Origin of the sequence: Paraburkholderia sp. BL25I1N1 (assembly GCF_003002025.1) — a bacterium.
Lineage (GTDB): Bacteria > Pseudomonadota > Gammaproteobacteria > Burkholderiales > Burkholderiaceae > Paraburkholderia.
Genome location: NZ_PVZB01000020.1, coordinates 39,961 through 54,520 on the forward strand (window position 1 = coordinate 39,961; position 14,560 = coordinate 54,520).

A 14,560-nucleotide genomic window follows, 5' to 3' on the forward strand; every position below is an offset into this window, starting at 1 on the left:
GGATTGAGTCGATCTTCGATGAAGAGTCCGGCGGGTCGCCAGGTGGCGCGGCCGGCGGTAAAACAGGCGGGAGAGCAACAGGTTATGGCGACGATCAAGGATGTAGCGGCTGCGGCAGGCGTGTCGTTCACGACGGTATCGCACGTGGTGAACAATTCGCGGCCGGTGTCGGCGGACGTGCGCGCGAAGGTCGAGCACGCGATCCGTCAACTCCACTATGTTCCGTCGGCGGTGGCCCGCTCGCTGAAGGCGCGGGCGACGGCGACCATCGGGCTGGTCGTGCCGAACGCGACGAACCCATATTTCGCGGAACTGGCGCGCGGCATCGAGGACGGTTGTTCGCGCAACGGCTACTGCGTGTTCTTCTGCAATTCCGACGACGATCCGGCCAAGCAGCGTAACTATCTGCGCGTGTTGCAGGAAAAGCGCATCGACGGCCTGATCGTCGCGTCCGCCGGCGACGACGCCGTGCTCGCGCAGACGCTCGCCGACTCGCACGAGCCGCTGGTCATTCTGGATCGCAACATCGAAGGGCTGAACGCGGATCTGGTGCAGATCGATCACGAGAAGGGCGGCTATCTGGCGACCCGGCATCTGCTCGAACTGGGGCATGTACGGATCGGCTGCATCACCGGGCCGGTTCAGACGGCGGTCAGCGCAATGCGCGTGCACGGCTTTATCCGCGCGATGACGGAGCGCGGCATCGAGATTCCGCCCGACGCGATCGTGGAAAGCGATTTTTCGGGCACCGGCGGCCACCGTGCGGCCGCGCAACTGTTCGACACGCTCAGGCCAACGGCGATTTTCGCCGGTAACGACATGATGGGCATCGGCGCGCTGCGCGCCGCCGCGGAACGCAATATCAGCGTGCCGCGCGACTGCTCGATCATCGGTTTCGACGATATCGAACTGGGGCGTTTCACCTATCCGGCGCTCTCGACCGTCGGGCAATCGGTACGCGCGCTCGGCGATATGGCCGCGCAGACGCTGATCGAACGGATCGCCGGGACCTCGTCGGGCACGCCACGCGCTCCGGGCCGCCGGCGCGTGGTGTCGCCGCGGCTGATCGTGCGCGAATCCACCGCGACATGGGCCGGCGCGGCCAGGCGCGATCTGGCGGCGTGACCGCAGACGGATGCGCGGATTTCAAACGCGCATTTGTGGTTAGCGGAGCGGTTGCTCGCGCGAGGCGATTCCTTTCGCGCAACACATAGCCTTCGAGTTTCGCCCGCATTGACCCGCGGCAGGCTGCTGAACAGTTCGGCAACCCCGCAGACGCTGTCGGATGCGGCGCTGGAAACGCGCGTATGTCCCGGCGCTAAACAGTATTTCTACGCTTGTCTTGTCACATCGGGATCAGGCAGTCGGACGGATTCAACCGTGCGGCGCTCGCTATCGTCGCGCAATCCAGCACCTTCGCGGCGACGCCGCGAGCACACTGGCAGCCGCCGCAACGGCGCGCCGCCGCGCTCTGCCGACTTTGAGCCACCGCCGCTCCGGTTCCACATCGGCTGCCTGCCAACCCGCCGGCTGTCAGCCTATTGTAATTTGTTCCATTGCCTACGCCGCCTTTCCTCATACCATATAAATCCTTCAAGTACGCTGTCACCATGCCGTAAACAGGCTCATTAGAGCGCGGTATCGAACGAACGCGACTACGCAGACGCCACACGCCAAGCCGCGCTGCGGACGCAGCCTCACATTTTGTTAAGCACAGGAACAAGCATGTTGAACAAGGGCATTACGATCAAGGCGCGGATAGGCCTCACGATGGCGTTTCTCGCCGCGCTGCTCGTCGCCATCGGCGTATTCGGTCTGATCGGCATGAGCCGGTCGAATGACGCCTATAAGGACACGTTCACCAACGCCATGCCGAGCGCGGTCAATATCGGCAACGCCGAGCTCTTTGCGGCGCGCGAACGGCTCGCGCTCGACCGCGCGGCGTTCATGATCGGCACGCCGGAAGCGCCGCCGACGCTCGAGCGCGCGCGCACCATGCGCGCCACGTCCGACACATGGTGGAAGAAGTACATGGATCTGCCGCGCGATGCGGACGAAGACCGCCTTGCGCAAGACGTCGTCTCCAAACGTGAGGCGCTGCATCAGCAGATGGACGCCTTCGCGACGATCGTCGCCGCGAACGACTCGCCCAAGCTGGTCGACGGCGCCAAGCGGCTGCAAGCCGCCTACAACGACCTCGCCAATTCCGACGACGCGCTGCGCAAATATCAGTTCGCGTCGGCGAAAGAGGGCTACGACACCGCGCAAAGCAGCTTCGACGTGTTCCGCATGGTCAGCGCGGGTGCGTTGCTGATCGGCGTGCTGGCGGCGGTGATTTCGTACCTGACGCTCAGCCGCGCGATCGCCCGGCCGCTCGATGCCGCCCTCGGTCATTTCGACGCGATTGCTGCCGGCGATCTGCGCCGCCCGGTCGTCGTGACCTCGCGCGACGAAATGGGGCAGTTGCTCGAAGGCATCGCCAAAATGCAGCGCAGCCTCACCGAAACGGTGCGTACCGTGCGCAGCGGCAGTGAATCGATTGCGACGGCCACGCGCCAGATCGCGGCCGGCAACATCGACCTGTCCTCGCGTACCGAAGAGCAGGCGTCGGCGCTGCAGGAAACCGCATCGAGCATGGAAGAGCTGACCGGCACGGTCAAGCAGAACGCCGACAACGCCCGCCAGGCGAGTTCGCTGGCGGCCAATGCGTCGGAGATCGCCAACAAGGGCAGCGCCGTGGTCGGCCAGGTGGTCGGCACGATGGGCGACATCAATCAAAGCTCGGCCAAGATCGCGGACATTATTTCGATCATCGAAGGCATTGCGTTCCAGACCAACATCCTTGCCCTGAACGCGGCCGTGGAAGCAGCGCGGGCCGGCGAGGAAGGGCGCGGCTTCGCGGTCGTGGCCGGTGAAGTGCGCAGCCTCGCGCAGCGCTCGTCGGCGGCGGCGAAGGAAATCAAGGAACTGATCGACACCTCGGTGGAGCGCGTGCAGTCGGGCTCGGCGCTGGTCGACGAAGCCGGCCGCACCATGACCGAGATCATCGGCGCGGTGCAGCGCGTGACCGACATCATGGGCGAAATCGCCGCGGCATCGGAAGAGCAGAGCAGCGGCATCGATCAGGTGGCGCGCGCCGTCACGCAGATGGACGAGGTCACGCAGCAGAACGCCGCGCTGGTCGAAGAAGCCGCGGCCGCAGCGTCGTCGCTCGAAGATCAGGCCGGCAAGCTGCGTACCGCGGTGGCCGTGTTCCACCTCGAAGAAAGCGGGTATAAGGCGCCCGTCAGTACGCCACCGAAGCGCGTCGCCGCGCCGCTGCGTTCAGTCGTCGCGCGCAAGGTCTCGCATACTCGCGCCGAGCAACCCGCGCCGCACGCGGCTGTTGCGACGAAGGCGCCGGCCACGACGTCACAGGCCGCTGCCGCACCGGCACGCGCGCCTGCTAAAGCCCCGGCATCCGCTAGTGCAGGGAGCGATCAGGACTGGGAAACGTTCTAAGCGGAAATCAGTCGCAACATTCATTCCCGGCGCCGCGGCCAATCCCATTAGATGGGTCGGCGCTGTGGAAAGAAAACGCCGACTGGCTTCGAAAGACCGCGATTGCGCAGGCATTCGCGGTCTTTTTTTATGGCGTGCGCATTAAGTAACGTTTGCGGCGTCGGCCGACCCCCTGGCGGGCGTCATGATCCGGTACATTGACGGACGCACCGAAGTAACCGTGCCTGGGCAATGCGGCCCGGCATAGTGCGGCAAGAGCTGACGGCCCGTTAGCCCACGCGCGTGGCTCCGCCGCCCGCGACTAGCGCAACGCACGACCCAAACGCATGGCCCGACGCACGGCCACCACCCACCAGCACGCCACTCCCAATCGCTCAATGCGCCAGCCCCAAAGGACCGACATGACGCCATACGACTTCGCGAACCGCCTGGTCGAAGCACGCCGGCAGCATCGCCCGATCGATGCGCCCGCACCCGACAGCCTGCCGCCCGACGCGGCAACCGCATACGCGATCCAGCAGGCGGTTATCGCAGGTCTCGGCGACTCGACCGGCGCCTGGAAGATCGGCGCCAAAGCGCCGGGCGCGGCCGCCGCGGGCGCGCCGATTCCGGCTTCGCTGGTCCTGCGATCGCCGGCGCGCGTCGCGCATGACGGCTTCTTCAGAGTGCTGGTCGAACTGGAGATCGCCTTCCGTTTCGTGGAGGCGATCGAACCGCGCGGCCGCGCCTATGCGCGCGACGAGGTGCTCTCGAAGGTCGGCGTCGTCTTGCCCGCCATCGAGATCGTGGACAGCCGCTTCACCGAGTGGCCGAATGTCGCGCCGCTCGCGCAACTGGCCGACGCCCAGAACAACGGTGCGTTGATCACGGGCCATCCGGTCGCTTATGCGGGTCTCGCGCGCGGCTTCGACTTCGTCTCGCCGGAACTGGAACTGAGCTTCGAGGGCGCTTCGCTGCTACCCGAAGCCACCGGCAATCCGGCCGGCGACCCGCGCGAACTGCTGGTGTGGTTCGTCAACCATTGCGCTGCCATGGGCATTACGATCGAGCCCGAGTGGACCATCACTACCGGTTCGTATGTCGGTGCCCACAGGCTGGACAAAGCGGGCGTCGTGCGCGGCCGCATCGACGGCCTCGGGGAAGTGGCGATTGAACTGACCTGAGGCATCGCACGCTTGTAACAGTACACGCTTGTAACAGTGCATTACGAAGCTTCGTTCAAACGGCTGCCTGAGGGTGGCCGTTTTACATTCTTCGCATCTGTGAGGGCGACCTCGCCGTATACACCTATTGAAGCGATGCGGGGCGATGTCGTCATCCAGTTATACATGCGGCTAACCATGCTCTCGACGCGGTTAATGCGCACACGTCGCACGGGGCGATTCATGACAAGCTGTGTAGATGACGCGGAACAAAACCGTTCATCAGTTGACGAAGCGCATGAAACCGCACGGACTTTGCTTAAGCTTGAGACGGCGTACGAGGCACGAAGCGCGCATGAACATGTAACAGTCAGGTGTCGGTGTCGACCGAACGCTCGTGTCGCGCGTTGAGGAAAAAGTACCCGGACACAGAAAGCGGCCAGACGTCCGCGCTTTTAGCAACAAAGTGTGCGTGTGCAGACACGCCGTCTCATATTGCGGTGGGATCGTTCGATGAACGTAACGCTGGTGCAAGAGAATATTGCGGGACACTTCGATGAGCACGAGCAGCATTGCAGCAGGCTGCTGATCAGGCGGCAAGGCAGCAGTAGAAGGGCAGCGACGTGTGACCGCAATCGCTGCGATATGAGCGCAAGATTGTAGGTGGTCGAAACTTTGTTTCCAAGTGACGAGTGTTGGGAGACGAATACGGCGCGATTTTCGCAACGTAGTTCGTGAAAAAAAATTTAAAAGGGTTTAGGATGAATTCGAGCGATGTCGTTTCCGAATAGCGCGCCGCGCACGACATCGGTCTAGACTTCGGCGAGGAGGTAGCATGGATATCTACAGCAGTTTCGCGACCCGCTTCGAGAAAACGCGAGAAGATGAGCTCTCGCTCGAGGAGTATCTCGCGCTCTGCAAAGACAATCCCGCCGCGTACGCCACGGCTGGCGAACGCATGTTAACGGCGATCGGGGAGCCGGAACAGATCGACACTCGTAACGATCCGCGCATGTCGCGCATCTTCGCGAACAAGGTCATCAAGGTATACCCCGCATTCCGTGAGTTCTACGGAATGGAAGAGGTGATCGAGCAGGTGGTCGCCTACTTCCGCCACTCGGCCCAGGGGCTCGAAGAAAAGAAGCAGATCCTGTATCTGTTGGGCCCGGTCGGCGGCGGTAAATCGTCGATCGCGGAACGTCTCAAGCAGCTCATGGAACGCGTGCCGTTCTACTCGATCAAGGGCTCGCCCGTGAACGAGTCGCCTCTCGGTCTGTTCGACTACGAGGAAGATGGCCCGATTCTCGAAGAACAATACGGTATTCCACGCCGCTACCTGAAAAGCATTCTGAGCCCGTGGGCGGTCAAGCGCCTGCACGAATTCAACGGCGACATCCGCAAGTTCCGCGTGGTGCGCCGCTACCCGTCGATCCTTCGCCAGATCGGTATAGCCAAAACCGAGCCGGGCGACGAAAACAATCAGGACATTTCGTCGCTGGTCGGTAAGGTCGACATCCGCAAGCTCGAACAGTACGCACAAGATGACGCGGACGCATACAGCTACTCCGGTGGCTTGTGTCTCGCCAATCAGGGGCTGCTCGAGTTCGTCGAAATGTTCAAGGCGCCGATCAAGGTGTTGCACCCGTTGCTCACGGCAACCCAGGAGGGCAACTTCAAGGGCACGGAAGGCTTCGGCGCGATTCCGTTCGACGGCGTGATTCTGGCTCACTCGAACGAGTCCGAATGGAAGGCGTTCCGCAACAACCGCAACAACGAAGCACTGCTCGACCGGATCTTCGTGGTGAAGGTGCCGTACTGCCTGCGCTACGGTGAAGAGATCAAGATCTACGAGAAGCTGCTGCGCAATTCGTCGCTGGCCAATGCGGTGTGCGCGCCGGGCACCTTGAAGATGATGGCGCAGATGTCCGTGCTCACGCGCTTGCAGGAGCCGGAGAATTCGAGCCTCTTCTCGAAGATGCAGGTGTACGACGGCGAGAACCTGAAGGACACCGATCCGAAGGCCAAGTCTTATCAGGAGTACCGCGATTTCGCGGGCGTGGATGAAGGGATGACCGGCGTGTCGACCCGCTTCGCGTTCAAGATTCTCTCGCGCGTGTTCAACTTCGACTCGACCGAGGTCGCGGCCAATCCGGTGCATCTGATGTACGTGCTCGAACAGCAGATCGAACGCGAGCAGTTCCCGCCGGAAACGGAACAGAAGTACCTGTCGTTCATCAAAGACGTGCTCGCCTCGCGCTACGCGGAGTTCATCGGCAAGGAAATTCAGACCGCTTATCTGGAGTCGTATTCCGAGTACGGTCAGAACATCTTCGATCGCTATGTGACGTACGCTGACTTCTGGATTCAGGATCAGGAGTTCCGCGACCACGACACCGGCGAGAGTTTCGACCGCGCGGCGCTGAACGCCGAACTGGAGAAGATCGAAAAACCGGCGGGCATCAGCAACCCGAAGGACTTCCGCAACGAGATCGTGAACTTCGTTCTGCGTGCGCGTGCTGCCAATGGCGGGAAGAATCCGGCATGGGTCAGCTACGAGAAGCTGCGCGTGGTGATCGAAAAGAAGATGTTCTCGAACACGGAGGAACTGCTGCCGGTGATTTCGTTCAACGCCAAGGGCTCGGCGGAAGAACAACGCAAGCACGAGGACTTCGTCAATCGCATGGTGACGAAGGGCTATACGCCGAAGCAGGTGCGCTTGCTGTGTGACTGGTATCTGCGCGTGCGCAAGTCGTCATGATGCGCATTGCGTGCCGCCCGCGCGGTCCGACCGCGTGGGCACCCTGCGAGGCGCAAGCTGCATGGACATAACGTTGCCTTGGGCAGCTACGTCTCGCAAACGCGATATTACAGCGGGAGACCGGGCGTGCTTCATCAAATCATCGACCGCAGGTTAGCAGGCAAGAACAAAAGCATTGCGAATCGCGAACGTTTTTTGCGTCGCGTTAAGAACTATATTCGTCGCGCCGTTTCGGAAGCCGTGCGCGACCGCAGCATCAAGGACATTCAGAACACCCAGAGCATCACCATCCCGCGCAAGGACATTGCGGAACCGTCGTTCCGGCACGGCCCCGGCGGCAAGCGGGAAATGGTGCATCCGGGCAATTCCGACTACATCCGCGGCGACAAGATCCAGCGCCCGCAAGGGGGCGGCGGCGGAGGCGGGGGCAATCAGGCCCGCAATGAAGGCGAGGGTCAGGACGACTTCGTGTTCGAGCTGAGCCGTGAAGAATTCATGCAGTATTTCTTCGACGATCTCGAACTGCCGCGCCTCGTCAAAACCCATCTGCTTGCCGTCCCGACGTGGAAGAGCATCCGCGCGGGCTGGGCTGCCGAAGGCACGCCGAACAACATCGACGTGGTCCGTTCGCTGCGCAGCGCGCTCGGCCGCCGCATCGCGCTCGGGGCGCCGCTCGTCAACCAGTTGCACGAGATGGAGCGGCAACTGGAGGTCATGAAAGCCGATCCCGACGACCGTCGCGAAGACATCAAACTGCTCGAAGAAGAGATTCACCATTTGCGCGGGCGCATCTGGCGGATTCCGTTCATCGATCCGTTCGATCTGCGCTACGTGAACCGCGTGAAGCAGCCCACGCCGTCCAGCCAGGCCGTGATGTTCTGTCTGATGGATGTCTCCGGTTCCATGGACGAGCAGCGCAAGGATCTCGCCAAGCGCTTCTTTATCCTGTTGTATCTGTTCCTCAAGCGTAACTACGAGAAGATCGAAGTGGTGTTCATTCGCCACCACACGCGCGCCGAAGAGGTCGACGAAGACACGTTCTTCCATTCGACCGAAAGCGGCGGCACGGTGGTGTCGAGCGCGCTGGAATTGATGCAGAAGGTGATGGACGAGCGCTATTCGCCGACTGAATGGAATATTTACGGCGCTCAGGCGTCGGACGGCGACAACTGGACCGACGACTCGCCGAAGTGCCGCAAGATACTCTCGGATGACATCCTGGAGAAGGTGCGCTATTTTGCGTATATTCAGGTGACGCCGGAAGAACAGAATCTGTGGCTGGAATATGCGCAGTTGGCGTTGAGCCAGCCGCACATGGCGATGAAGAAAGTCGAGACCGCGGCTGACATTTATCCGGTGTTTCGCGAGTTGTTCGAAAAGCAGGCGGCTAATTCATGACGAACAGGCACCTGCACAACGAAGTGCGCGGCGAGCCGGCGAACGGCGCGCCGGAGCACGGAAAAGGCGTGCCGCAGCAGCAACAGTCGGGGCATGCCGAGGCGAGGGCGGACGATACCGGAACCGCCGCAGCCGGAGCAGTCGACACCGCTGCAGCACGGGGACACACCGGAACGCCCACTCAGGGGCAAAGGGAAGTCCGTATGAACGTAGCCGATAGACGGCCTCTGCCGTGCCCGTCCGACTGGACCTTCGAATTGATCGAAGAGTACGACTCGCATATTGCCCGTGTTGCAGAGCAATATGAACTCGACGTGTATCCGATCCAGCTCGAACTCATCAGCGCCGAACAGATGATGGATGCGTACGCGTCCGTCGGTATGCCGGTGAACTACCGTCACTGGTCGTTCGGCAAACACTTTCTCTCCACCGAAAAAAGCTACCGTCGCGGGCAGATGGGGCTGGCGTACGAGATCGTCATCAATTCGAACCCCTGCATCGCGTATCTGATGGAAGAGAACACGATGACGATGCAGGCGCTCGTCATCGCCCATGCGGCCTATGGGCACAACTCGTTCTTCAAGGGCAACTATCTGTTCAGGCTCTGGACGGATGCGCACGCGATCATCGACTACCTTGTGTACGCGAAGAATTACATCGCGGAGTGCGAGGAGCGTTTTGGGCTCGACCGGGTCGAGGAGCTGCTCGATTCCTGCCACGCGTTGATGAACTATGGCGTGGACCGTTACAAACGTCCGCAGAAGCTGTCGCTGCAAAAGGAGTTTGCGGCGCGCCGCGAACGCGAGGCCTATCTGCAGTCGCAGGTGAATGAACTGTGGCGCACCTTGCCGACCCGGCATACGCCGCTGCCGGAGGAAGTCGAGGAACGCTATCCACCGGAGCCGCAGGAAAACCTGCTGTATTTCGCGGAGAAAAACGCGCCGCTGCTGGAGCCGTGGGAGCGGGAAGTGATCCGCATCGTGCGCAAGGTCGGCCAGTATTTCTATCCGCAACGGCAGACCCAGGTGATGAACGAGGGCTGGGCGACATTCTGGCACTACACCTTGCTCAACACCATGTACAACCAGGGCAAGCTGGAAGACGGCTTCATGATGGAGTTTCTCCATTCGCACAGCAACGTGGTCTACCAGCCGCCGGTCACGAAACCGTACTACAGCGGGATCAATCCGTACGCGCTTGGTTTTTCGATGATGAGCGATATTCGCCGCATCTGCGAATCGCCCACGGAAGAAGACCGCAAGTGGTTCCCGGAACTGGCGGGCAGTCCGTGGCTCCCGGCCATGCACTACGCGATGCGCAACTTCAAGGACGAGAGTTTCGTCGCGCAGTATCTGTCGCCGCATCTGATCCGCGAAATGCGCCTCTTCTCCGTGCTCGACGACGACATGCGCGATGCGCTCGAAGTCTCGGCAATTCACGACGACAGCGGCTATCAGTACGTGCGTCAGGCGCTGTCGCGCCAGTACGACATGCATCACCGCGAGCCGAATATTCAGGTGTGGGCGGTGAACACGCGCGGCGACCGGAGTTTGACGCTGCGGCACTTCATGAGCGACAACCGGCATCTTTCCGGCGATAGCGACGAAGTGCTCAAGCACATGGCGCGGCTGTGGCAATTCGACGTGTACCTGGAAAGCGTCGATGAGAATGGCACGGTCCGCAAGCGTTACGAGTGCCGTTATGTGCCGCCGGCAGTGAGAGTGTGACCGGAGGCCGCAGTGCAACGCAGCGCGGTTGAGGTGTTGCGACCCAAAGAAGCCAGCTTTCGAGCTGGCTTTTTTCTTGGCTGCCCGACCGCGATCAGGCCGGTTCTCAACACTGCCGCGCCGCAACAAGACGGATGGCGCGCATTCGCGGGTCGCTAACAAACTCCCATCTTTGCCTTGCGGTTCTGTAAAATTCGCGCACGCGTGCGACGACATGCCGGCAGGGCACTTCGCCGCGCGCGATGAAGGCGGCGCCAAGACCGCTACCTCCGTTCAAAGATAAGGAAAGAGACCAGCATGACCGACTTAACCGACCAAACCGTGGCCTCGGCTCACGATACCCGGCGCCGCATCTTCGCGATAGTTGGCGCTTCATCAGGCAATCTCGTCGAGTGGTTCGACTTTTACGTGTATTCGTTCTGCGCGCTGTACTTCGCGCCCGCGTTCTTCCCGAGCGGCAACACCACCACGCAGTTGCTCAACACGGCGGGCGTGTTCGCCGCCGGCTTCCTGATGCGTCCGATTGGCGGCTGGTTCTTCGGCCGCCTCGCCGACAAGCACGGCCGCCGCACCGCGATGATGGTGTCGGTGTTCATGATGTGCGGCGGCTCGCTCGTGATCGCCGTGCTGCCCACCTACGCGCAAATCGGTGCGCTGGCGCCGGCGCTGCTGCTGGTCGCGCGGCTGTTCCAGGGCTTGTCGGTGGGCGGTGAGTACGGCACCAGCGCGACCTACATGAGTGAGGTCGCGCTCAAGGGCCGGCGCGGTTTCTTCGCGTCGTTCCAGTACGTCACGCTGATCGGCGGGCAATTGTGCGCGCTGCTGGTGCTGGTGGTGCTGCAACAGACGCTTTCCACCGAAGAGCTGAAGGCGTGGGGCTGGCGCGTGCCGTTCGCAATCGGCGCGGTCGCGGCGCTGGTCGCGCTGTATCTGCGTAAATCGCTCGACGAAACCACCACCGCCGAAACGCGCCAACGCAAGGAGGCCGGCACGCTGCGCGGCCTGTGGCTGCACAAGGGCGCGTTCATGACGGTGCTCGGTTTCACGGCTGGCGGCTCGCTGATTTTCTACACGTTCACCACCTACATGCAGAAGTACCTGGTCAACACGGCGGGCATGCATGCGAAGACGGCCAGCAACGTGATGACCGCGGCGCTCTTTGTCTACATGGTGATGCAGCCGGCGTTCGGCGCGTTGTCGGACCGCATCGGCCGCCGCCGTTCCATGCTGTTCTTCGGCTTCTTCGCGACCATCGGCACCGTGCCGCTGCTGCACGCGCTGAAAGACGTGACGAGCCCGTATGCGGCCTTCGGGCTGGTCGTGGTGGCGCTCGCGATCGTCAGTTTCTACACGTCGATCAGCGGCCTGATCAAGGCGGAAATGTTCCCGCCGGAAGTGCGGGCGCTCGGCGTGGGGCTTTCGTATGCGGTGGCGAATGCGATCTTCGGCGGCTCGGCCGAGTATGTGGCGCTGTGGCTGAAGTCGGTCGGCAACGAGTCGATGTTCTACTGGTACGTGACCGCGTTGTGCGCGGTCGCCGGTCTCGTTTCGCTGCGCATGCGCGATCCGTCGAAAGAAGGGTATCTGCGTCTCGAGCCCTGAATCTTTGAAACGCGGTCCGCTCGCGCGAAAAGTATGTTCGGGCGATGCATGAGAACGGCGGTCAGGGGTTAGCCTTGGCCGCCGTTTTTTATGCGCGTGAGCAGCCGGAGCAATCCGACTGCGCATCGAGGGCAGGGCGCATGCTCACGCCACGACGATCTCCGTGCCCAACGCATGCAGCAGATCGCGCAGCGTCTCGGCCTGCGCCATTTTTGCGTCGCTGCGCAGATGAATCTGCAGCGCCCGCCCCGCAATTCCGTCGACGGGTTGCGCGAGCCATAACTCCACTGCAAGGCCCAATCCTTCAGGCTGGTTGACGACGACAGGTTCGATCACACGCGGCTTGAAACAGGCACTGTCGGACATGCGAGTTACCTCGAGACGGGTGTAGGTTCGCTCTCATCGTAATCAGTGCGCCACACCGCACCAAGCAACAAATCCGCGATTGCTTAGCATTGGATGCTTAGCACAAAACACGCTTATTGCCCGGCGCTTGCAGGCGTTCCGCGCCGGTGGTGTCGCGTCAGACCGGTTCCGAACGATCGCTGACCAGTTCGGAGACGAGTTCCTTCACCACGGCGGCCGGATCCGCGGCCACCACGGGTGCGGCCGCCACCGCGGCGCTCGCGGCCGCCGCCACGGCCTGCTGAGGCGCGCTGAGCGCAGCACGCGCAAGCATCAGAAGATGATAGTAAAGCCGTGCGCTCAAGCCGTAGTTGTACGCGAACAGATGCGTGAAGGCGACCTTGAACCCTGCGAGCACCTGACGATTCCTGGCGTGGATGGACACCACGATCGGCGCGAGCCGGCGCAATGCCAGCTTGCGCGACGGCTCCAGTTGCGCCGGCAGCCGCAACGCCTTGACGTACGCATACGCGCTGACCGTCGCCGCGACCGCCGTGCCGCGCGTGCTATGCGAGACCGAGCTTGCCGTCTTTCGATACACCGAAACGTAGTCGTGCAGATAGAACACCTCGCGCGCGGCGAGACAGAGTTCGCTGCCGAACACGAAGTCGCAGCACACGCCGTACTTTTCCGGGTAGCCGATCCGCTTCACCAGTTCGGCGTTGGCCATCCAGCCGTTATTCGGAAACATCTGGACCAGACCGGTTCGGCCCGGCAGGGACTGCAGGCCTTCGGCGTCCTTCGTACGCCGGAATGCGGCGTTCAGGTCCGCGCTCGCCTGGAAGTCGATGGCGCCGCCGTGATCGGCTTCATATTGATCGCCGAATGCCACCTCGAGCAGCGGGTAGAGCGTCCATAGCGACACGAGCTTCTCGACGCCGTCCGTGGTGAGCAGGTCGTCGTCGTGGATCAGCAGGATTTTGTCGCCGCGTGCGCGCTCGAAGAGGCTCGCGACATTGCGCGCCTGGCCGAGCGGCGGCTGGTTTTTCACGTAGCGCACGCGCGGTTCGCGCGCGTAGCGGGCTGCGATCAATCGCTCAGTGCGCGCGTCTTTCGAGTCATCGCCGATCACGATCTCCAGATTGTCGTAACTCTGCGCAAGGCACGAATCGATGCACGTCGCGATCAGCTCAGGTCGATTGCAGGTCGGCACACAGATCGAGACTTTCGGGCGGTGGGAGAGAATCGGGGAGATGGACATAAGCGTCGCCTTTGTTATCTGAAGAGGGGCGGCAGCGGGTCCGCCTGGCGCACACGTCGCTGCAAGCAGAAAAATAGTCCATCACGCGGGAAAAATAATCGGTAAAAAACAGGAAGAAATGTTTGGCTTATGAAAGCCGTCAGAAGGGAAAAATTTATGCGGCATCGCTGTTTAAATACAGCAAAGCCGCTCCTGGATTGATGCTAACTATTTTAGCCAACCGGCGGTTCACCCTCACCGGGCTTTTTGCCGGGCCGGTCCGACGGCGCTTGATCGCGGCTTGCGTCGTCGCGTTCGGGCAGCTTGCTCTTTTCATTGTCGCTGTGCGCGGCGGGTTGCGGATGCTCGACGTCGGCCGGTTTGTCTTTGGCGCTTTGTTTGGTTTCGCTCATGATCCTCTCCTGGGTGAATGACATGAGCATTGCAGCAAGCGGCAGACCTGGACTCGCGCCTGGCGTTGCGGTCGGGTCTCGCCATCGCTGCGCGGAATTACAAACAAAGCCCTTGACCCGTGCCCCCATTCAGCGCAACGTGGAACGAGAATCCTATAGTGCGGGAGTACGACATGTCCCTCAACTTCCCGAATCCCAGCCGCAGCTACGACGCCTCGCATCACTGCGTGAATTTCTGGGGCTACGACAACGCGCGCGAAATTGCTTTCGCCGTCAACCGTTCGGTGATTTCCAATCTGAGCCCGAGCGTGGGCTCAGACGAACCCGCGGTCCTCGCCGCGTTCGACCAGCATCGCGAGCAGATCCTCACGCTCGCCCGCGGCCTCTACCTGGGCGGCCCGCAGAACCGTTACACGATCTCCTGACGCGGCGCA

11 protein-coding genes are annotated in these 14,560 nt (G+C 61.9%); 8 read left to right on the top strand and 3 right to left on the bottom strand.

The features are described from left to right. The first annotated feature begins 84 nt into the window (after positions 1 to 84). The 7 genes from B0G73_RS27280 (at position 85) to B0G73_RS27315 (ending at position 12,128) form a co-directional block, all read left to right on the top strand. Positions 85 to 1,125 (top strand): LacI family DNA-binding transcriptional regulator, encoded by a 1,041-nt coding sequence (locus B0G73_RS27280; RefSeq protein ID WP_106284292.1) that lies wholly within the window; start codon positions 85 to 87, stop codon positions 1,123 to 1,125. 600 nt (positions 1,126 to 1,725) lie between these two features. Continuing rightward, a complete protein-coding gene (locus tag B0G73_RS27285) occupies positions 1,726 to 3,501 on the top strand; it encodes a methyl-accepting chemotaxis protein (protein ID WP_106284293.1) in 1,776 nt (591 codons plus the stop codon). 401 nt (positions 3,502 to 3,902) lie between these two features. Further along, complete coding sequence (locus B0G73_RS27290) at positions 3,903 to 4,664, top strand: hydratase (RefSeq protein ID WP_106284294.1); 762 nt, start codon at positions 3,903 to 3,905, stop codon at positions 4,662 to 4,664. Positions 4,665 to 5,478: 814 nt separating this feature from the next. Further along, complete coding sequence (locus B0G73_RS27300) at positions 5,479 to 7,401, top strand: PrkA family serine protein kinase (RefSeq protein ID WP_012433254.1); 1,923 nt, start codon at positions 5,479 to 5,481, stop codon at positions 7,399 to 7,401. A 126-nt stretch (positions 7,402 to 7,527) separates the two neighbouring features. Continuing rightward, positions 7,528 to 8,799, top strand: a complete 1,272-nt coding sequence (locus tag B0G73_RS27305) for a YeaH/YhbH family protein (protein WP_106284296.1) — start codon at positions 7,528 to 7,530, stop codon at positions 8,797 to 8,799. Then, positions 8,796 to 10,526 (top strand): SpoVR family protein, encoded by a 1,731-nt coding sequence (locus tag B0G73_RS27310; RefSeq protein ID WP_106284297.1) that lies wholly within the window; start codon positions 8,796 to 8,798, stop codon positions 10,524 to 10,526. Before B0G73_RS27305 ends, B0G73_RS27310 begins: the two co-directional genes overlap by 4 nt. 297 nt (positions 10,527 to 10,823) lie before the next feature. Further along, on the top strand, positions 10,824 to 12,128 hold the full coding sequence (locus B0G73_RS27315; protein WP_106284298.1) for an MFS family transporter: 1,305 nt from the start codon (positions 10,824 to 10,826) through the stop codon (positions 12,126 to 12,128). A gap of 144 nt (positions 12,129 to 12,272) precedes the next feature. Here the strand turns inward: B0G73_RS27315 and B0G73_RS27320 are convergent, their stop codons facing one another. The 3 genes from B0G73_RS27320 to B0G73_RS27330 form a co-directional block, all read right to left on the bottom strand. Beyond that, positions 12,273 to 12,494 (bottom strand): hypothetical protein, encoded by a 222-nt coding sequence (locus B0G73_RS27320; protein ID WP_012433250.1) that lies wholly within the window; start codon positions 12,492 to 12,494, stop codon positions 12,273 to 12,275. 157 nt (positions 12,495 to 12,651) lie between these two features. Next, complete coding sequence (locus B0G73_RS27325; RefSeq protein WP_106284299.1) at positions 12,652 to 13,734, bottom strand: glycosyltransferase family 2 protein; 1,083 nt, start codon at positions 13,732 to 13,734, stop codon at positions 12,652 to 12,654. A 212-nt stretch (positions 13,735 to 13,946) separates the two neighbouring features. Continuing rightward, positions 13,947 to 14,126 carry a hypothetical protein gene (locus tag B0G73_RS27330; RefSeq protein ID WP_106284300.1) on the bottom strand — a complete coding sequence of 60 codons (180 nt, stop codon included), beginning with the start codon at positions 14,124 to 14,126 and terminating at the stop codon, positions 13,947 to 13,949. A gap of 173 nt (positions 14,127 to 14,299) precedes the next feature. Between B0G73_RS27330 and B0G73_RS27335 the strand changes: the two genes are divergently transcribed. After that, positions 14,300 to 14,551 (top strand): DUF1488 domain-containing protein, encoded by a 252-nt coding sequence (locus B0G73_RS27335; protein ID WP_106284301.1) that lies wholly within the window; start codon positions 14,300 to 14,302, stop codon positions 14,549 to 14,551. Positions 14,552 to 14,560: the final 9 nt, after the last annotated feature.